The following is a 21,081-nucleotide window of genomic DNA, read 5'->3' as shown; positions in this document are numbered from 1 at the left end:
GATGTTTACCCCCAATTGATAGATTGTAAACATAGTATATATTGAAAGGGGTTACAAACAAATAACGGGAAAATTACATTTATATTACAGATTACGACAATAATTATTGATTAATTTGTATCTTGTTGCAATATTAAGTAGAAATTCCTATTCGAATTACAAAATCATTATCTGCTTTGTAAGGGAATACTTAAAATTCTGAAAGGCTGACTACCCATTTTGGGTTTCAGCCTTATTTTTTTGGTCATTTTTGTGAACTCAAAAATATATTGAGAATAAAAGTATATTGTTTAAGGAGGATAATATGATCCTAGTAGTTGGCGGTGCAGGTTATATCGGCAGTCATCTTGTAGAGAAATTAATAAAAAGGAATGAAGTAGTAGTATTGGATAATCTATCAACCGGCCACGAGGATGCAGTTGATCCCAGTGCAGTGTTTTTCAAGGGGGATCTTGGCAATGAGAGTGATCTTGAGGCTGTTTTTAGCAAATACCCAATCAAAGCGGTAATGCATTTTGCGGCGAATAGTCTTGTGGGGGAATCTGTTGTCGATCCTTTAAAGTACTATGAGAATAACGTAGCTTCCACGCTAAAGTTGTTAAGAGTGATGTTGAAATATAACGTGAAGAATTTTATTTTCTCTTCGACGGCGGCTACTTACGGAATCCCGGAAGTGGAGATCATTGGTGAAGACAGCAGGACGCAGCCAATCAATCCATATGGCCAGTCAAAGCTTATGGTAGAGAATATCCTGGCGGACTTTGCTGTTGCATATGATCTGCGTTATGTTGTATTGCGATATTTTAACGCTGCTGGAGCAAGTGAATCAGGTAAAATCGGAGAAATGCACGATCCTGAAACGCACTTGATCCCAATCATCCTGCAGCATCTGTTGGGTCAACGTGAACAAATCTCTGTTTTCGGCGATGATTATGACACGCCAGATGGAACATGCATTCGCGATTATATTCATGTGAAAGACCTTGCTAACGCTCATATTGCCGCTCTAGATTCGTTACTGAATGAACAGAATAAAACGGCCATATACAATCTTGGCAACGGACAGGGCTACTCTGTGAAAGAAGTTATCGATACATGCGAAAAAGTTACTGGCAAAAAAGCAAATGTGGTGATTGCCGAACGCCGCGCAGGTGATCCTGCTAGATTGGTCGCTTCTGCGGAAAAAATCCGCCAGGCTTTAGGCTGGAAAGCAGAACGAAAACTGGAAGAAATCATTAGCAGTGCATGGAAGTGGCACCAAAGCGTAAAATAATTCGGGCTGTTATATACTAAAACAAAAAAGTGTAAGTGGTTCTCCTTTGGAGTACCCGCAGCTATAAAAACACATATAAAAGCGTATTAAAAAGCAGAGTAATTCATATGAATTCGCTCTGCTTTTTTATTGGTATGAAGGGATTTGTAGAGATGCATATACTTGAAATGAATAATAAATAGCACCCCAATTAGCAAGGGCAACAAAATATTATGCTTCTGCTATTTGCTGTGCGGATGGGGGTGCTAATTCAATAACTTAAAAAACGATAGCTGACTATCATTTCAAAATTTCTTATTTAAGTTAAGAACCTGTTTGTTTTAAGTACATTGCTTCACAATCAGAAAAACTGTCCCATTTGTTCAATAAAGGTTTCTTCAAAAATATAATCAAAACACCCCTTTGGGGGAATTTAATCAGTAGTCAGTTTGTAACGGCTTACACGATTATCTTCATCAAAGTAGATAATCAGCCACGCATCATCTATACTCATAAAACCTGGCTCTGGTCCTAAATTAAAATTCAGACCATTGATTTCCCTTTCTCCTATTGGGCGTTCCATATCTATTGGTTCACCACTGGATCCCAGCAAATTTATTACTTCCTTCTTTGTCATTCCAACCATCTTATAGGATGTTAATAAATCATCAACTATTTCTCCTCGTTTCAACGGTTCATTTATCCACTTCTCTGTTGTAAATTCGTTCTTTTTATCAACCCAAATGTATATTCCGCTAAGGGCAATAATACTGATTGCCAGGATACTATATAATTTATACAAGTTAATAATTCCTCCATAATTAACATCTCGAGATAATCTAGATTAAACAACTAATTTCACCATATTAATAGCTCCTAAAATACTAAAAGCAGTGCGATTTCAGTTGTGAAATCCACTGCTTTTATACTTGTTTTTAAATTTGCATTTCCCATACGGGTACTCCCAAAGCGGATTAATTTGAATGGATGTCCTTTTTTAATGCTGCATAGCAAGCTCTTTTTCTTCCTTTAGAAAGTAACGCTCTTCAATCATCTCAATAAATGGTTCTACATACTGCGCGTCAAATTGGTTGCCTGCACAGACACGAAGCTCCTGGATTGCTTCCTCAAAAGATTTTGTTTTCTGGTAAGGGCGCTCGGTCGTCATTGCATCGAAGGAGTCGACAATGCACAATAGGCGAGCAAGCTTAGGGATGTTTTCTCCTTGAAGGCCATAAGGATAACCTTTCCCATCATAACGTTCATGGTGCAGTTCGACTAACGGAATTAGTTCTTCAAGCTCCTTGTTGGTAGAAATGATTTCTTTACCCCAAGTAACATGCTTTTTTACCATTTCCCATTCGTGAGGTTCTAGTTTGCCTTTTTTGTTGATAACATCGCGCGGAATTTCTAGTTTGCCGATATCATGCACCAGTGCCCCTAATGTGAAAAGTCTCCGCTCGTGATCAGAAAGATTAAGCTTTCTCGCAAAATCGACAGCATATTGGAAGACCCTTTTACTATGCCGGTAAGTATAAACGTCTTTGGACAGGAAGATTTTCAGCTGTTGCTCAGCTTCTTCAAGCTGCTTTTCAAATGATTGCGAGTCATCAAGACTTTTTAACTGAGTCTGATAAGTCTGCACAAGGTTTTTACCTTGAGCCTTTGCGAAATACATTGCTTCATCTGCTTTGTTCAGCAATTCGGAAATGCTATAGGTTTCTTTTTCCCACTGAGCCAATCCAGCTGAAAAAGATAAACAGCCATAGGGAAGGGCTTCGACACCATTAAAATATGTGTCGTTTATCTTTTTACGCATATTATTCAAAAACAGGAATGCATCGTCCGACACAGTATTTGGCATGAGAATCGCAAACTCTTCACCGCCGTAGCGAGCTACTGTATAATTTTTAGCTGCTGATTCTTTTAAAAGAATGGAGCCGAATTCTTTGAGGAGTTGGTCTCCTCTGATGTGGCCGTACAAATCGTTATATTTTTTAAAATCGTCAAGGTCCAGAAGCGCAACATTTAAAGGCAGTCCAGATTCTCTGGCGACAGACATTTCATTTTCAAATAACTCTTTAAAATATCCGTGGTTATTCAACCCGGTTAGATAATCTTTGTTCGCCTTCTCAGACATTTCCTTGTATAGCTCAAAATGCTGCTTGAAAGCTTGTGATAACAAGAATGAAATGGTTATAAATAAAAAAAGTCCAAAGTTTCTTTGAGAACTCATTAAAATTACGAGAACAAGTGATAGCATTAAGGTGCTCACATATGTTGCAAGTGTTTCTTTGATAATACCTCGTAAAACATTTACCAGGCTTTCAGAAGCCGCTAAAAGGAAGTAAAGGCCTACTAATAAAATGTTGATAATAAAGTATATGCTTAATGAAGAAATATAAGGAATCAGATTTGTAATGTGAACATTCCCGACAGTGCCGCCAGTGTATATGAATAGATGGAACGAGAAAGTGATCATCAAAGTATAGATGGAAAAGTTAATGATATGTTCCCATAACTTACTTTTTCTTTTGGTGAAACTGAAAATTATACTATGCAATAATAACACCGTAAGGGTAAGGTCCAGTCCAAACAAGAAGAGACTCGCAAGGAAGACCGAAGAATCCATCGAGAGAGCATTACCCTTTGGAGGAAGCTGTATATGGTAGTGATTCAACAATAATACAGAACCAGTTAAAGTTAAAATAGCGACCCATTCAGTTAGAGAATAGGAGGTTTTTTCTACTTCCAATATGAAGGCCATTATCCCTAATACTGAAACCGCAAAGATATATATATTCGTACTGTTTCTAAAAAATTGCATTTTTATCACTCTCATACACAAGATTAAGGAGAAGTTTTTATAAAAACTCCTCCCGCTAGATATTTTTTCTTCGTATATTAGGTTCCAATAATTTTAAAACCTGAAGTTAACGCCATGATCGCTGAACCAATGATAACTGCGTTATAAATGATAGTAGTAATTTTAATGCCTTGCTTTTGATCCTTTTTCATCTCAATCCACCTCCCTCAGTTGACATATTGATATCTTGAACCTCTTTATTTTTAGGTATTTCTACCATCAAATACTGAATAAAGAGGAAGATCCCGATATTCATGACAACATCGCCGATTGAGATGACTTGAGTTCGCGGGTATGGATCTGTTAATGGGATGATATCTGCGAGCATTCCTAGTTTAGTAGAAGAATCAAGAAGTGAATGCTTTGCATATAAACCTTCTTTTAGCGCCTCGATGTAACTTGGATCAAGAATTGCAGCTGCTTCAGCAGAAACAGGCATTCTTCCTCCGTTGATCGCCATCGCTAAAAAGTTCAGGAATACCCCTATGAAAATAACTAAAAATCCACGGTGGTTCCGGTTAATGAATAAAAACACGAGGCCTAGTATGTAAACAACCATATAAATAGATGCGCTAGCCTGTCCTAGTACCTTGTAATCATTCTGGAAGGAATAGACTACTAATTGGACTGCTAAAAGAAGCGGGAAAATCCAGCCTGCTTTCAGTTTTAAATCGGACAAACCTTGCAAATTCCCTTTGCGGAACAAGGCAATGACAAACGAAATAACAATCCCGTCAAATACCATAACATACTTCCTATCTCATAAGTATAGTAGAAAATCAATATTGTTAACATATGTAATTACATTAATATGATAGACTCACGAAGAAAGAAAATTCAACCACTTTTTTAGTGTTTTCATTCTATTAGAAAAACTTAGGAATAAAGAACTAGATAACGGATAGTAGGATTAATAAGTGCAAAAAATCGTGTCGAGTTTAATTGGCTGCAAATTAACTATATTAAGATATTTTCTTTTTTAAGAACACAAGTGTGGTAATAAGAACTTTGAGGGACGTTTTATTCAAGTAGTCAAAGATAAAAAAAAGTACAATGGATTTCATTTGACTGGACCGTTGATTATATAAGATTATTATGATAATTACCTAATTTTCCTAATGTAAAGAGACCATTTATATATTGAGGAGGTGCCTCTATAGAATGCAGTCAATCAAATTTAAAGGTAGAATTATACAGAGTATTAACCCAGAGACAAGGCAGCTGTTTGTAAAAATCGCGAACATCCAGAGTGGAGTCTCGCAGGTAAGTGGGATTCTGGATCGCAGGATTTTAAGCAGGAGATCAATTGGAACAAGTCTTTCTAGAGCAGGGAGTTCTCTTGGTAAAATAGAACAAAAAATAAAGGAGCTGAACTCTTTTGTAAATCGCTCTGTTGACCAATACACAATAGCTGAAAATACGGTCAATAGAAAGGCAGTATCACTCATTGCAACATGGAATAAAGACTTTGGTTTTGCTCAATGCAATAATCCTTTGAATTCACAATCTCAAAAAAGCAGCAAAGTTGATAAAAAGTCGTCTTCTTATCAGGAAATCCTTAAATATTTTGCATCTGCTAATCAACAGATGGGATTGCTTGATACAGCTCTTGTTGGGTCACAAGTAGCTTCGGTAGCCACTGCCTTTACACTTGGACGCAAGCTTACTATTAACTACATCGGCGGAAAACCTTCATTATGGCAACGGCTAAAAGGTGGCTACAAATTTACTGTTTCAGCCGATGCATCCTGGACCAGCAAAGGGAAATATAGTTCCAATGTTGCCCGATATTTATATGATTTCTCAAAATCCAATCCGGTAAATCCGGTTGCCAAAAAGCTTCATAATTTTGTAACCTCATACACTAGCCCGGCAGCAATCCTGAAACATGCTGCAGGCTTTCCTAAAAATGCTACTTACATGAAGGCATCTACTTTATCTGAAGAATTTCACAAAAGGATAAAATTAGGTGTGAAAGACGTAGCAAGAAATCTGGCAGAAGCGAAAGGTTTTACAAAAGTAGGTAAAGGAATTCCAGTCGCTGGGACGTTAATCTCTTTTGGATCAGCAGCTTGGGAGCTGTTCGATCCGAAAAATGCGAATAGGAGTGAAGGTGAAAAGTTTGGAAGAGCTGTCGGCGGATTTGCCGGAGACTTTGCTGCGATAGGTGGCGGCGCTAAAATAGGTGCGATAATTGGCAGTATCGGTGGCCCTGTAGGTACTGTTATTGGCGGGGCCGTTGGCGGTTTAGCGGGAGGCCTCATAAGCGTAAAGTATGGGGATAGCTTTAAGGATGCTGGCGGTTACATTGGAAAACTCGCAGACAAAGGCTTTAAGTCTATTGACAGTTGGTTTAATTAAGTTAAATAACAATCTAAGGTGGAATTAAAAAGAGATGGCGATCAAAGAAATATTCGATATCATTTTGGGTGTTATTGGACTTCTGCTTTCAGCTCAGTTCGCATTTGCCCTGACAATCCTGTTGTTAGGGAATATGATGATTGAATACTATGAATGGGGCACATATGAAAAAACTGAAACAAAATATCAAAAAACAGTGAATGGAATCATGGGGCTAATCATTGGCATAGGGCCTTTCTTTTATAAAAGATTCATAAAATATAATTGGTTCTTACGTAAACTTATTATGTTGGGTTTCCTGTTGCTGATGGGGATTACAAGTATCCTGGTATATCAATTTATTAAATGGGTTCTATTTTCATTGATATTGTAAGTTTTGAAAGGATGTACGTCGTCAGCATAGTCAAAGATACGAATGGTATGAATTTCTTGAGGTCGAAAGCGTCATGGTCGTGTTCAAATCATGAAAAATCGCAGTTTTTCCGCCTTGATGGGGATGACTCTTATGTTTCAAAATCCATTGGTTTTTAGAAAATCTATGATTTATGATTGCGAGTATCTTAGTTTTTAAGTTTACTATCTTTGTTCTTAAAGTTTCAATATATAGAAAAGGATGTGTTCCAATGAAGCCTCTTTTGGCATGCACAACGGAAGAACTGGCATTATTAGTAACATTTAGCGGCTATCCGGGTGTAGGAAAAGGAATCGCGGAGTCTTCGATGGGAACCCTGAGTCCTGACAAGTGGGAATCGGTCATGCAGGCAACCATCCACCAATTGATGCTGAAGCAGATATGGGATTATGAAAGGGAAGCGAAAAATGAGGCGCCAATCAGTGTTGAAATGGAAGCCTTCATCAAATCCTATGTAGAATCACAATGGATGATTCGCTGCTCGAATGCGCCAGAGCAGCATATCCTGATGATTCATAAAATAGATAATGAAACATGGCTGTCCCATTTAATTGACAGGGATATCATCCATGAATTTGCGTATATAACCAACGATGAACTTCCTGCACATATTATAGATTACTATTCTTTTACAGATATCAAATTTGAAAATGGGTTGTCATTTCATATGACTGACCAGGATTTTGATATGCTAAGTGATAAAAAGAATCTTGAAAAATTAGAGGCAAATACATATTTTACTCCCGATGAAAGAGTGGCTTTCAATCAATTCAAACTTGCCTTGGAGTCGAAGCAGTGGTCTCTGAATAACATATCGATGTTTAATCTTCCGTCTCTGGAGGAAGATCCTTTGCTTATGAATATCATGTTCTTTTTACCATCATCAAAGGGAATATGGGTAGTAGAATACACGGATCATGCTGAGACACCAGTGCATGTGCAGCTTCATTCTTACGATACATGGATGGAGATGCTTCAGGGAGTAGGACAGATATAATTAGAAATGATTTTGTCGAGATTTATAGAAAAATAGTTAATCAAACGTTTGATTAAAATAGTGGCATTCGATAGAACTCCAAGTGATTGGGGTTCTTTTTTACCTTTAACTGAAAAAAGGCAAAAAGATAAAATGAGTCAGTAAGATTTTAAATGACCTTTTTGGGAAGATGAATGAGGATTTAGGAAAATTAACTTGCAAAACAGGGAAGATAAATATTCCATGCAGTGAGAATTTTTGAAAATTACACTCTGATTTGGGTATAGTTAAGTTAAGTATTCCATGAAATTACATATGCTTTAGAAACATACATGATCAATAACCAAGGGAGGGGATTCTATGGAACAGTACATCCTGTCATTGGACCAGGGAACGACTAGTTCAAGGGCGATTCTGTTTGACAAAACAGGTGGGATTGTCCACGTTGCCCAGAAGGAGTTTACTCAGCACTTTCCGAAGCCGGGCTGGGTCGAGCATAATGCGAATGAAATATGGGGATCGATTTTAGCGGTTATTGCCGGAGTTTTATCGGAATCCAATGTTAAGCCTGCTCAGATAGCGGGAATAGGGATAACAAACCAGCGCGAGACGACTGTTGTCTGGGATAAGGAAACGGGCACACCTGTCTATAACGCAATTGTCTGGCAATCGAGGCAGACGAGCGTGATTTGTGATGAGCTAAAAGCTGACGGGTACAATGACCTTTTTCGGGATAAAACAGGCTTGTTGATCGATGCCTATTTTTCAGGCACAAAGGTAAAATGGATCCTTGATAATGTAGAGGGGGCAAGGCAGAGGGCTGATGAGAGCAAGCTGTTGTTTGGCACGATTGATACTTGGCTGATTTGGAAGCTGTCTGGCGGTCGCGCCCATGTTACGGACTATAGCAATGCATCAAGGACGCTGATGTTCAATATCCATGACCTGAAGTGGGATGGCGAACTGTTAGAAATCCTTGGGGTCCCAGCATCGATGCTTCCTGAAGTAAAGCCTTCTTCGGAGGTTTATGCCAATACTGTCCCACATCATTTTTTCGGCAAAGAGGTGCCGATTGCCGGGGCTGCTGGTGACCAGCAGGCGGCATTGTTCGGCCAGGCGTGCTTCCAGGAAGGAATGGCGAAGAATACGTACGGAACTGGCTGCTTTATGCTGATGAATACTGGTGAAAAGGCAGTGAAATCAGAGAATGGGCTGTTAACTACTGTGGCCTGGGGCTTGAACGGAAAAATCGAGTACGCACTTGAAGGAAGCATCTTCGTTGCGGGTTCGGCGATTCAATGGCTCCGCGATGGCTTGCGGATGCTTAAAGATGCGAAAGACAGCGAACAATATGCGGACAGAGTAGAATCAACCGATGGAGTTTATGTGGTTCCTGCTTTTGTTGGGTTAGGTACACCTTATTGGGATAGCGATGTAAGAGGTGCTGTTTTCGGCTTGACTCGCGGAACGAGCAAGGAGCATTTTATCCGGGCCACACTTGAATCGCTTGCATACCAGACAAAGGATGTATTGTCCGCGATGGAAGCCGATTCGGGGATTGAGCTAAAAACACTGCGTGTTGACGGCGGAGCCGTAAAAAATAATTTCTTGATGAATTTCCAGAGTGATATCCTGAATGTTCCGGTTGAAAGGCCGGTTATCAATGAAACAACGGCATTAGGAGCTGCTTACCTGGCTGGGTTGGCGGTCGGTTTCTGGGAGAGCCAGGATGAAATCGCCGCACAGTGGGCCATCGACCAATCATTTGAGCCAAAAATGCCAGACGAACAACGGTTGACGTTATACGACGGATGGAAAAAAGCAGTCAATGCCGCGATGGCTTTTAAATAGACTCTTTTCGTGTACTTTGTTGCTTTTACAATAGGAAAGTAAAAAATCGGCAACTGGATTTTCACGAGTTTTAATGCATTCTATGTTCAGAAACGTCATCGAAAAGTGCTCGAAGCCAAGCGATATAAGGGATGAAAGCTTGGTTGTAAAAACAACAATCAATGCGTAAACAGCATTTGAATAAGATGACAGGCACCAACTGAAAATAAGACTGGCCATAAAAACATATTTATTTAAAGAGACATAGCAGAAGGACTGGAGAGACCGCAAAGCATTACCCTCATGGAAAGGTGATGAATAGTGGTCTCTTGTTGTTTAAGGAGGCAATATGTATGTTTACGAATTTGAAGCGGAATGAGTTTGTGTCGAAGCTGAAAGAGGAGTTAGTGGATGTATTGGTTATTGGCGGGGGCATTACAGGAGCAGGGATTGCATTGGATGCGACTACCCGTGGTATGAAGACAGGCCTTGTTGAGATGCAGGATTTTGCTGCTGGGACGTCAAGCAGATCGACAAAGCTTGTCCACGGTGGATTGCGTTATTTGAAGCAATTAGATGTGAAGGTAGTTGCTGAGGTAGGGAAAGAGCGCGCGATTGTTTATGAAAATGGTCCGCATGTGACGGCGCCTGAGTGGATGCTGCTGCCATTTCATGAGGGAGGAACATTTGGAAGTCTTACAACTTCGATTGGCTTGCGTGTATATGACTTTTTAGCTGGTGTGAAAAAAAGCGAGCGCCGCAGAATGCTTTCAAGAGAGGGAACCCTTGAAAGGGAGCCGTTGATTAAGAAACAAGGGCTGAAGGGCGGCGGCTATTATGTGGAGTACCGGACTGACGATGCCCGGCTGACGATTGAGGTCATGAAGGCAGCAGTCGAAAAAGGCGCAGTCGCCCTGAACTATGCCAAGGCAGAAGAATTAATCTATGAAAACGGACGTGTGGCTGGTATTCTCGTTAAAGACCAATTAACTGGCGAAGAATACAGAGTACGTGCGAAAAAGATCATAAATGCAACTGGACCCTGGGTGGATGAACTGCGTGAAAAGGATGGCTCCAAGGAAGGGAAAACATTGATACTCTCGAAAGGTGTCCATATTGTCATCGACCAGTCGCGCTTCCCGTTAAAGCAGGCGGTTTATTTTGATACACCCGATAAAAGGATGGTTTTCGCCATCCCTCGAAATGGAAAAACATATGTCGGCACGACTGATACTTTTTATGAGGGCGAAAAAGCAACACCAAGAATGACAAAGGTTGATTTGGATTATTTAATCAATGCCATCAATTATATGTTCCCAGAGGTAAAAGCAAAACCTGAGGACGTAGAATCCAGCTGGGCAGGAATACGCCCGCTCATCCATGAGGAAGGTAAAGGCCCTTCGGAGATTTCACGGAAGGATGAGATCTGGGAATCAAAGTCGGGTTTGATTACAATAGCTGGTGGCAAGCTGACCGGTTACCGCAGTATGGCAGAAATGATTGTCAACCTAGTTGCGGGAAAGCTGGAAGCTGAAGAGGGCCGGAAGTTCAACACCTGTCAGACTAAGGAGCTTCCAATATCCGGGGGAGACATTGGCGGGTCGGGAAAATTTGAAGAGTATGTAGCATCTAATGCGGAACTGGGAATCCAGGGAGGCCTTTCTGAAGCAGATGCGAAACACCTCGCAGCATTTTATGGATCCAATGCCAGAACGGTGTTTGATCTTTTCAGCAGTCACAAAACAATCGCAAATCAATATAACATACCACCAGGTGTTTTCGCTAAGTTGATATATGGAATCGAACATGAAATGGTCGCGACACTGCTTGACTTTTATTACAGGAGGACAGGAGCACTTCTTTTTGATATAAAAGTGGTTCTTCAAACTAAAGATGAAGTAAGCAGTTATATGGCTAAACGATTTAATTGGACAGCGGCTGAAAAAGAAAAAAATGACTTCGAGTTAGAAAATGAGATTAACGCAGCGACAATACCTATGAATTAGATGCATAAGCTCCCAATCAATCAAGATTGGGAGCTTTTTGCCGTTATATTTGATTAGCGAGGAAAGTTACCGAATAGTAGAAAATGTCTGTGCGTATCGTTATCCATAGGGGTATGAAAAGCCAATCTGGCAAAGTATAATGTAATAGACGGAATCTTCTCGTTTTTTAGTATGCCACTTTAAAAAGGGTGATTTCTTAATGACTTTAAATGCTCGGAGAATATGGATTTTAAACAGATTGTTACAGGCGGATTCTTATATACCCTTAGCGGAAATTATCAGAGAGTGGGAAATCACGAGAAGCACGGTTTATCGTGATATAAAAGAAATTAGTGATTGGCTGGAGAGTAATAGTCTGCAGCCTGTTTGCTATATTCGCAAACATGGTTTTTGCCTTGAAACCAATGAAAAGATTTTTATTAAAGAAAAAGTTTCCCGTATTGCATTGAATCCAGACTATCATCGCTCTGCTCGGGAACGGCTGGCCTGGATTGGGATTCTGCTTTTGACGAGAGAGGAGCCGATTTTTCTTGCTAATTTAATGGAAAAGCTTCGTGTAAGCAGAAGTACCATTTTGCGAGATGTGGAAAAATTGAAAGCACGGCTGGCTCGTCATAGATTGAATCTGCAGCTGGAAAAAGATGAAGGCTATCATATCATTGGATTGGAACAAGACAAGCGGAGAAGTCTTGTCCATTTTCTTGCGCGTATCCATCCAAATAAGGAGAGTCATTGGCTGAATTCTGAGCTGCAATCCGAGATAGAAAAAAATTGGTCGAATGAACTTTTTGCATCACCTGAGGCTGCCGCCGTTCACCGGATTTTATTTGAATCGGAGAAATATCTTAATATCCATTATCCTGATGATATGATCGAGATCTTAAGCATTCACCTGCTGTTTTTGCTGAAAAGGTACCGGCAGGGGAAGATGATGGACATAGATCCAATGGAAAAAGTCATTTTGAAGCCCGCAGCAGAGTACCAGGCTGCCCAATTTATCGGTAAGCAGATTGAGGAAGAATTCAAGCTGATCATTCCAGATGATGAGCTTTGTTATATATCGGTTTGCCTGATGGGGGCCAAAACTGAAGAGTATTGCCCGAGCAGTGCGGGGGAAGCTGAACTAGATCTTTTAAAAAACATTATAGAAAAGATGGTTAGTGACTTCGAGGAGGATTTTCACCTTGCATTCCATGATAGGGAAGTACTGGAACGCAGCTTATATTTCCATTTGAAATCAGCTTATTACCGTATCATCTATGGCCTAGAATTCGAAAACCCTCTGGCTGAAACAATCATTAGCAATTATTCGGATCTTTTCCGGGAAACAAAAAAGGTGATTCATCACCTAGAACTAGCCATCTGTAAAAAAGTGCCGGATGAAGAAGTTGCCCTGATCACCATGCATTTCGGCGGATGGATTGAGAGGCCCAGTGCGTAATTTTTTAACAAAGCAAAAGCCTGAAACTCAAACAAGTTTCAGGCTTTCGCTTTGTGATTTTTATAAAAGGCTGTTTTCGCATAGATTATTGTTTTACGAAAAGATTCTTATAAAAATAGCCTTTCAAACAACCAGTAAGCTCCTAATAGGATGATTGCCATGGATCCATACTTTATCAACTTTTGTGACACTGCAAGTTTATGCATATAGGCAAGAATCGGCAGGAGCAACAGCACAATCACAAGCTGTACGACTTCAATTCCGATATTGAAACTTACCAATGCGGAGGCAAGGTGTGATTTTTGCAGGTTCATTTCCTGAAGGATGTTAGCAAACCCAAGTCCATGGATTAAACCAAATACAAATGTCAGAGCCCAACGATGGTTTACATCCTTTTTGACAATATTCTCAACCGCTACATAAATGATGCTCAAGGCGATAAAGGATTCTACAAATCTTGATGGAAGGTCCAGGATTCCTAGCACTGCCAAACTTAAAGTAATACTATGAGCAATTGTAAAAGAAGTGATGATCATAGCATATTGTCTAAATGTTTGTTTCCTTAGCAGCAGAGCAAAAAGAAAGAGCAGATGATCGTACCCTGTCAATATGTGAGACATACCCAATTTAAAAAATGACAACCAGGAAGAAGATGTCTTTGTGGGTTTTGGCTCTGTTGTCTCTCCGGTTTCGTCAGAATCTTTATCTGGTATGGTCTCATCTCCTGCTTGCTGCTCCTGTTGATCCTCAGAGAGCAGGATGGTCCAGGATCTATTATCTCCCTGCAATGCAGCTTGGCTCGAGCCACCTGTATAGGTTGCGGTCAATAAGTTTACATAGTTGGTATCAGTGTCATTAAAATAAAGTCCATCATTGATCGTGATAGTGTCACCGGGTTGATAAGCAGGATATGTTAATGAAATAGTCAGAAAATCCTTGTTTTCTTTTTTCACTATTTTGATATCTAGAACTTCTGGCTCCTGCTGTTCGTTGTTTTTATCAAGGATGACAGTGTGGGTAAGGAATTCAACAAGATGATCTTGATCATCTTCTATTTCATTCATCTCAAGTACATTATTCTCGTTCGTATCTATATCCTCTTGGAGCTCGATGATAGACAGGGCATCAATGGAGAATTCAAATCTTGTTTCATTTTCCAAAAACTGAATCGTTGTGAAGCTGGCGCTGTAGGGATGGGCAGACGCCATGGAAGGGAAAGTATATATAATAAAAACGAAAATAACGAAATATAATTTTAATTTAGACCCTCTCTTGTTAAACATCCTCACTAGTTGTCCTCCCCGATTTTTCTTATCTAACTCTATTAACATTTAAATCTAATCATATTTTCCTATAGGTGTATAGATGATGGAAAAATTTAAGCGAAGATTTTCAGGAAATATTTATTTTCAGTTATATCTTTAGTAATCAGAATTTTGTAGAATTAAAGATGGACTAATACTTATTTATGAAAGGGTGTCGATAATCTTTCAGGGATTATTCGCTGTTTAGGGGTTCGCAAAAATACAGTAAGGGTGGAAGATGAATGAACAGAAATAAGAGAAGCTTTAAAAGATGGACGAGCCTGTTAACAGCAGTAATATTGCTGATTACCACGTTTCTACCAGCTGGCTTGGCCCAAAAAGCAAACGCTTCCATTTCAGAACATGTGGTGATCAGTCAGGTATATGGAGCCGGGGGAAACAGTGGTGCTCCTTTTAACAAAGATTTCATAGAATTATATAATCCGACGGATAAGCCTGTTCCTCTTGACGGATGGTCTGTGCAATATGCATCTGCCACTGGTACATCATGGAACTCTACTAGTATGTCAGGTGAAATCCCAGCTTATGGATATTATTTAATTGCACAAACAGGTGGAACTTATGGAGGTGAAGAGCTTCCTGCACCTGATGCTACTGGTGGTGCCTCGATGGCTGCTGGAGCTGGTAAAGTTAAGTTAGTGGATAAAGACAACAAACAAGTAGATTTTGTTGGTTTTGGCACAACAGCAAGCGTTTTTGAAGGCAGTGGTCCAACTCCCGCGCCATCTGCAAGTAAAAGTGTCCAGCGTCGTCCATATGCAAACGTCATACCTGAACCAGGTTTGGGAAATGCATGGGATTCTGATGACAACGCTTTGGATTTCGTGGCAGCAGCGCCTGTTCCAAAGAACAGTGCAAGCCCAGCAGAACAGCCAATGGAATCAAACATTAGCCTTCAGCCAGTAGGAAATAATATTCAATTCACTTTAAAGGATGGCACTGTTAAGGTGACTGGCTACGCTGAGGCAACAATGGCAGGATCAGTCATCAAGGTTTACGAAACTTCCTCAAAAGGAACGGTGCTTAACGAAGGGACTGCACTTGTTGACGGTTCTTTTGAAGTGAATTTTACAACAGATAAAGCTTTAGCTTCGGTCTTCGTTTCTGCAACACAAGAAGGCAAAGGTGAAAGTGATGCCATCCAGATCAATCTGGCTCAGGCAAGCAAAGATGTTGTTGCAGATAAATTAAGCTACAGCGTTGATAACAATGGTAAAGGTACATTGATTGGCAATACCGGAGCTGGTGTGGCCAGATCATTAATTTACGTTTATCCAAATTCTTCAGCGAACAAAGCTGAGAGGTTGAACAGCAATGGAACCGAGGTTCTTGGCACAGGAGCCTTTAACGCAATCACATTCACAAATGCTCCTGATACTATTTATGTAACTCAGCAGTCAAGTGACAGCAAGGGTGTTATGCTTGAAAGCGTTCCTGTTTCAGTTGAGAAAGCCGCAACTGATGTTGTTACTCCTTTAAATGAAGTGAAGCAAACGGATTCAAAAGGAATCCTTACGAACCTTAATCAGTTTTTCACTGTTGAAGGTGTCGTCACGGTCGATAACGGCGTGATGGGAACACAGAAGAATAATTTTTACATTCAGGATGAAACAGCTGGAATCAATATTTTCGGAAATTATGATTCTGGGTTGAAAATGGTCCGTGGTGATCAGCTTAGAATTACTGGTAAAGTCATTCAATACAATGGACTGACTGAATTAGAAGCAACATCAATTACAAAAGTAAGCGAAGGCAATGTTGTGCCTGCTGCAAAGGATATTACAATTTTAGGCTTGAATACATTCACAGTGGCAGAGCCGCTTGAAGGCAGCCTTGTAAAAGTAAGCGGCAAAGTTTCATCAGTGGCGACCTCGGGAGCTAACTGGAATGTTACTTTTGTTGATGAAAACAATAAGTCAACGACTGTCCGAGTAATGGAGAAGACAGGAATTAAAGCAGAGGACGTTTTTGTATCCGGCAAAAACTATGCTGTGACTGGAATAGTAGGCCAATATACAACAAATGCGACTCATGTTAACGGATACCAAGTGTTCCCGCGTGATATGCAAGATATCACGGCGCAATTGAGCATTGACCATAATCCTTTAACAGAAGTGTTTAAGGATACGAATGTTGAATTTGTAGCAAATGCTAGTGGCGCGGAGTTAGTGACCGTTTACTATCGTGCGAAGAATTCAGCTGATTATTCTGCTCTTCCGATGACTGCGGGAAGCGAAGCTCGTTACACGGCAGTCCTGCCTTCAGAAAATGTACCAGCAGACGGCTTGGAATACTACATTGAGGCAAAAGCGGGAGAAAGTGTCCAAAGCTCCGGTACAAAGGAAGCCCCATATCAGGTAAACGTGATTGAAGATGAAGTGGGACCCCGTATTTACGGGGAAACGCCAGTTGGCGGTACGAAGGTTGAGAGTCCTCGTCCTGAAATTTCTGTTTTACTTGAGGATCCAAGCGGTGTTAACCAAGAAACTGTAACAGTTCGACTAGATGGCGAGGAGCTTGATTATGCTCAAATCAGCCAGAGCCAGGTGAAGTTCATACCTGAGGAAGATCTCTCTCTGGGAGACCATACAGTTAATGTTACAGCGGCGGATTTAAAAGGGAACAGTAGTGAGTATCAGTGGACATTTACAGTGGTTCCTCGCTTTGAAGGTGGCAATCACTACCGTGGTACAACTCATAACCATACAAATATTTCTCATGACGGAGCCGGTCAGCCAGAGGATGCCTTAAAGGCAGGTCAAAAGTATAATTATGACTGGTTCGCTTTCTCTGATCACTCTCACGATATCGACCCAACTTTGCTGGGACAAGATACTGTTGAACGTGATGGAATGCAAGAACGTAAAGGTGGAGAGGATTGGCAATTAACGAAAGACCTTTCTGCTCAATATACGAAAAACGATGAATATGTTGTGTTCCCGGCATTTGAGATGACTTCTACAACTTGGGGCCACTCAAACATTTTCGGAACCGAAAACTTTATTGACCGAAACATAAATGGCAAGATGTATCAGGACTTGAACAAGTATTACGCTTGGGTCATGACATATGATGATGTAGTTGGACAGTTCAACCATCCGGATATGTCCAAAGACGCATTTAACAACTTTAAACCTTATAACAAAGATATGGATAAACTGTTCACAATGCTTGAGGTTGGTAATGGATCCGGACACTATGGATATGCCAACGCTGAGAAAAAGTTCTTCTCCGTATTGGACCTAGGCTGGCATGTCGCACCGACATACGGTGAGGACAATCATGAAGGTACTTGGGGACAAACAAGGGCTCGTACAGTAATCGTTGCAGAAGACCTTTCACAAGAATCCCTTCTGCACTCTATGCGCAATATGCGTGTCTACATGGTTGAGGATCCAAACTTCACGCTTGATGTGAAGGCGAATGGCTTCTATATGGGCTCAACAGTTGACAGCAAATCACTAAAATTCAACATATCAGGTAGTGACCTTGTTGCAGAATCTCGCAGCATGGCGGAATATAACTATCTGGCTGCTGATTATAAGTCAGATGATCGAGTAGAAAAAGTTGAATTGATAACAAACGGCGGCACAGTATTAGCTTCCCATTCACCAATGACAACGGACTTTACTTGGGAGCCTTCTTATACTGTTACAGGCGGCCAGCAATGGTTTGTCGTAAGAGTGACTCAGGTAGATGGTGAGCGCATGTATTCTGCTCCAATCTGGTCCAAGGAAGAAGCGCTTGATGTGAAAGTGAACGGAATCGATATCGTCGGTGACGTAATCGTCGAAGGAAACCCAGCAACACTAAAAGCGAACGTAGCTAACAATGGTACACAGGAAGTAAAGAATCTAAAAGTAGATCTTTATTATGATGAAGTCAAAGAAGCAAACTTGATTGGTTCACAAAATGTTTCTTCCATTCCTTCAAAGGGAGTAGCAGCGGCAACGGCTGTCTGGAATAGTCCGTTAAAAGGTGACCATGATATTATAGCAGTGGTAACCTCTCTTGATGGTTTAGATCTTGGAGATACAAACTTTGTTTTACCTGTGAAGATCAAAGAACCGTTAGGAATCAATGTCGTAATTGATGCCAAGCACGGAAATGAAAACACAAGCGGTGATGGAGGAACATATAAAGATAACTTAAAAGCCTTCACAACCATGCTGCAAAAAGAGGGTTATAAAGTAACAGAGAATACAGCGACTATAACGGATGCAGTCCTAAACAACGTCAATGTATTAGTGATCACTCACCCTAGATCCACATACACAGCAGATGAAAATGCTGCGATTGCAAAGTTTGTTAAAAATGGCGGATCATTATTGATGGCAGGAAAGAGCAATAACAGCACAAATCCTACTATTAATAACGAAATGCTGGCACAAATCGGCACGTCTATCCGAATGGGTAATGATGGCGTATTCGATGATAGTAAAACAGGAAACTTCTGGAATGATCCGAAGGTAGCACCTTATGCTGTAAGGGTATTCCCTGGATTAGTTTCCAACTATATTACGGACCGAGTTTCTTTCCTTGATTATTACAGTGGTACTAGCTTATCAGGCCCTGATAATACAGCACTGACTGAGAGTGGAAAAGTAGTTATCCATGCAAAAGGGAATGAAACAACCTACCAAGGAAACATTAAAGGTGGCAACACATACGATGCAGTCTCTGATGAAACAGGCGGATCTTCTATTCCGCTAATTGCTTCAGAAGAAATCGAAGGAAATGGCCGTATCATTGTATCTGGCATGAACATCTTCAATGATAAACAAATGGATGAATCGTATGAACCGAAAGGAAACGATGAGTTCGCGCTGAATGCTGTTAACTGGCTGGCTCACCGCGAAACAAAGATTACTAGTATCGGTGATGCAAGAAAGCTTGCGGAGGATACTGAAACAGTGGTCGAGGGTACAGTCACAACTGGAGCAGGAGTATTCTTCGACGCATTCTATGTCCAGGATGAAACTGGCGGTATCATGGCATTCCAGGAGGTGCCTGCAGGTTCATTGAAGCCTGGTGATAAGGTCCGCATCTATGGACATATCATTACATTCGATAACAACAAAGAAATTGAGTTTGCGAAATTTGAACAGGATGTTATAAAAATCGGCAGCGGCGAACCTATTGAACCTAAGTTGGTTCCAACAGGGGAAGCAACTTCTGATGCTAACCAGGGACTTCTTGTAAAAGTAGCAGGTGAAGTCGTATCTAAATTCGACGATAACTCTTACGTGATCAATGATGGTTCTGGTGATGTTTTAGTCTTCACGGATGGTTATATTGTCAACCAAAGTGGTCCAGTACCAGTACTGGAAGTTGGAGATACATTAGAGGCTGTCGGCCTGTCCGGTTCATTCGCACAAGGAACGAGAATTCGTGTCCGCGATACAAAAGAATTGGTAGGAACTGCTGGCGATCGAACAGCGCCAGAAACAACGGCTATTGTAAATCCTGAAGCTCCAACTGGCAAAAACGGCTGGTATACTTCAGACGTAACCGTGACACTAACAGCTGAAGACAATAAGCCAGGTGCAGTCACGACTCAATACCGTTTCTCAGGAGAAGAGAATTGGAAAGAGTATTCAGCACCGATCGAGCTGAAGGAAGATGGTAAATACACCATTGAATTCCGCAGTAAAGATGTTCGAGGAAATATGGAAGAAACAAAGTCCATTAACGTGAAAATCGACAAGACTGCGCCTGAATTGAATGTCTCAGTGGATAAGCCAATCTTGCTGATTCCGAATCAAAAGCTGATTGATATCAAAGCGATTTTAGAGTATAGCGATGCTACCTCTGAAATCGATTCAGTAGTTCTGGAATCTATCACGATGAATGATGAAAAACAAGATATTACAGACGTTCAGGGTGCTGTATATGGCTCTGATGACAGAGACTATGCATTACGTGCAACAAGAGGCGAAAAAGGAAAGGAACGTGTTTACACCATTACCTATTCCGTAACAGATTTTGCTGGTAATACAACAGCAGCATCAACGACTGTTACCGTCTTGAAAGGAAGATAAGTTTTATAAATAGAAAGACTGCTATAGGTAAGGAACGTAATCGTTTCTTTATAGCAGTCTTTCTTTTATTAATGCTAATCTTTTATTAATGCTCATACCGGTTGCATCCACACCACTTTCACGATTCATTGCTTCTCTGCTTTTTCGATTGGTTACTAATGACTGTTAATAGCAATAATTTTTCCTCTTGGCTCAACATACTCCAGCTTCCTGCTTTTACTCTCATTTAAAACACTCCTTTAAAATGTATTTTTTTTACTATTGATTGCTTTAATCCCTATATACCGCCTTTTTCAAAAAATCAAACAACAAAAGTTTCTACAAATTACCAGATGTTTTTACAAGCTTGTCCTTATAATTGTCGAAAGACAGCCGTACTGATTAATTAAATATTTCCAGTTTAGCCTTTATAATCAGGCATCTACGTCTCAGGACCTAGATGACATTACTGATAGAGTCTGTGGAAAAATCATCTGTTTTGCAGTATTGTATGAATAAGGAAACATTTTTTTACAGTTATTGAAACATTCCCAGCCTCCTATCCGTATAAATAGGAAGATTCTAAACAGGA

Annotated in this window: 12 protein-coding genes; 8 read left to right on the top strand and 4 right to left on the bottom strand. The window is 40.4% G+C overall.

The genetic code is table 11. From position 1 onward, the window contains the following. Positions 1–304: 304 nt before the first annotated feature. Positions 305–1,273, top strand: a complete 969-nt coding sequence (galE, locus tag M3204_RS04560; RefSeq protein WP_251478995.1) for a UDP-glucose 4-epimerase GalE — start codon at positions 305–307, stop codon at positions 1,271–1,273. Positions 1,274–1,685: 412 nt separating this feature from the next. Here galE and M3204_RS04555 read toward each other — a convergent pair whose 3' ends face one another. From M3204_RS04555 to M3204_RS04545, 3 genes are all read right to left on the bottom strand, one after another. Next, positions 1,686–2,054 (bottom strand): hypothetical protein, encoded by a 369-nt coding sequence (locus M3204_RS04555; protein ID WP_251478993.1) that lies wholly within the window; start codon positions 2,052–2,054, stop codon positions 1,686–1,688. A gap of 195 nt (positions 2,055–2,249) precedes the next feature. Then, on the bottom strand, positions 2,250–4,079 hold the full coding sequence (locus M3204_RS04550; RefSeq protein WP_251478991.1) for a bifunctional diguanylate cyclase/phosphohydrolase: 1,830 nt from the start codon (positions 4,077–4,079) through the stop codon (positions 2,250–2,252). Between the two features lie 187 nt (positions 4,080–4,266). After that, on the bottom strand, positions 4,267–4,863 hold the full coding sequence (locus M3204_RS04545) for a DUF5317 domain-containing protein (RefSeq protein WP_251478988.1): 597 nt from the start codon (positions 4,861–4,863) through the stop codon (positions 4,267–4,269). Positions 4,864–5,279: 416 nt separating this feature from the next. Here M3204_RS04545 and M3204_RS04540 point away from each other — a divergent pair, with 416 nt between their 5' ends. The 6 genes from M3204_RS04540 (at position 5,280) to M3204_RS04515 (ending at position 13,144) form a co-directional block, all read left to right on the top strand. Continuing rightward, positions 5,280–6,479 (top strand): hypothetical protein, encoded by a 1,200-nt coding sequence (locus M3204_RS04540; protein WP_251478986.1) that lies wholly within the window; start codon positions 5,280–5,282, stop codon positions 6,477–6,479. A 34-nt stretch (positions 6,480–6,513) separates the two neighbouring features. After that, a complete protein-coding gene (locus M3204_RS04535) occupies positions 6,514–6,852 on the top strand; it encodes a hypothetical protein (protein WP_251478984.1) in 339 nt (112 codons plus the stop codon). Between the two features lie 250 nt (positions 6,853–7,102). Further along, on the top strand, positions 7,103–7,888 hold the full coding sequence (locus M3204_RS04530; RefSeq protein WP_251478982.1) for a hypothetical protein: 786 nt from the start codon (positions 7,103–7,105) through the stop codon (positions 7,886–7,888). A 339-nt stretch (positions 7,889–8,227) separates the two neighbouring features. Continuing rightward, positions 8,228–9,718 carry a glycerol kinase GlpK gene (gene glpK, locus M3204_RS04525; RefSeq protein WP_251478980.1) on the top strand — a complete coding sequence of 497 codons (1,491 nt, stop codon included), beginning with the start codon at positions 8,228–8,230 and terminating at the stop codon, positions 9,716–9,718. Between the two features lie 332 nt (positions 9,719–10,050). Then, positions 10,051–11,703, top strand: a complete 1,653-nt coding sequence (locus tag M3204_RS04520; RefSeq protein ID WP_251478978.1) for a glycerol-3-phosphate dehydrogenase/oxidase — start codon at positions 10,051–10,053, stop codon at positions 11,701–11,703. A gap of 199 nt (positions 11,704–11,902) precedes the next feature. Beyond that, the gene (locus tag M3204_RS04515) at positions 11,903–13,144 is read left to right on the top strand and encodes a BglG family transcription antiterminator (protein WP_251478976.1); all 1,242 of its coding nucleotides are present in this window, start codon (positions 11,903–11,905) and stop codon (positions 13,142–13,144) included. A gap of 107 nt (positions 13,145–13,251) precedes the next feature. Here the strand turns inward: M3204_RS04515 and M3204_RS04510 are convergent, their stop codons facing one another. After that, on the bottom strand, positions 13,252–14,427 hold the full coding sequence (locus M3204_RS04510; RefSeq protein WP_251479080.1) for a HupE/UreJ family protein: 1,176 nt from the start codon (positions 14,425–14,427) through the stop codon (positions 13,252–13,254). A 263-nt stretch (positions 14,428–14,690) separates the two neighbouring features. Between M3204_RS04510 and M3204_RS04505 the strand changes: the two genes are divergently transcribed. Next, entirely contained in the window at positions 14,691–20,510 is a 5,820-nt protein-coding gene (locus M3204_RS04505; protein WP_251478974.1) for a DUF4350 domain-containing protein, read from the top strand. The last annotated feature ends 571 nt before the right edge of the window (positions 20,511–21,081 follow it).

The organism is Mesobacillus subterraneus, assembly GCF_023715485.1.
In the GTDB taxonomy this organism is placed as follows: Bacteria; Bacillota; Bacilli; order Bacillales; family Cytobacillaceae; genus Mesobacillus; species Mesobacillus subterraneus_B.
The sequence above is the reverse complement of the archived record's forward strand: the minus strand, read 5'-3'. Positions and strand labels throughout refer to the sequence as shown.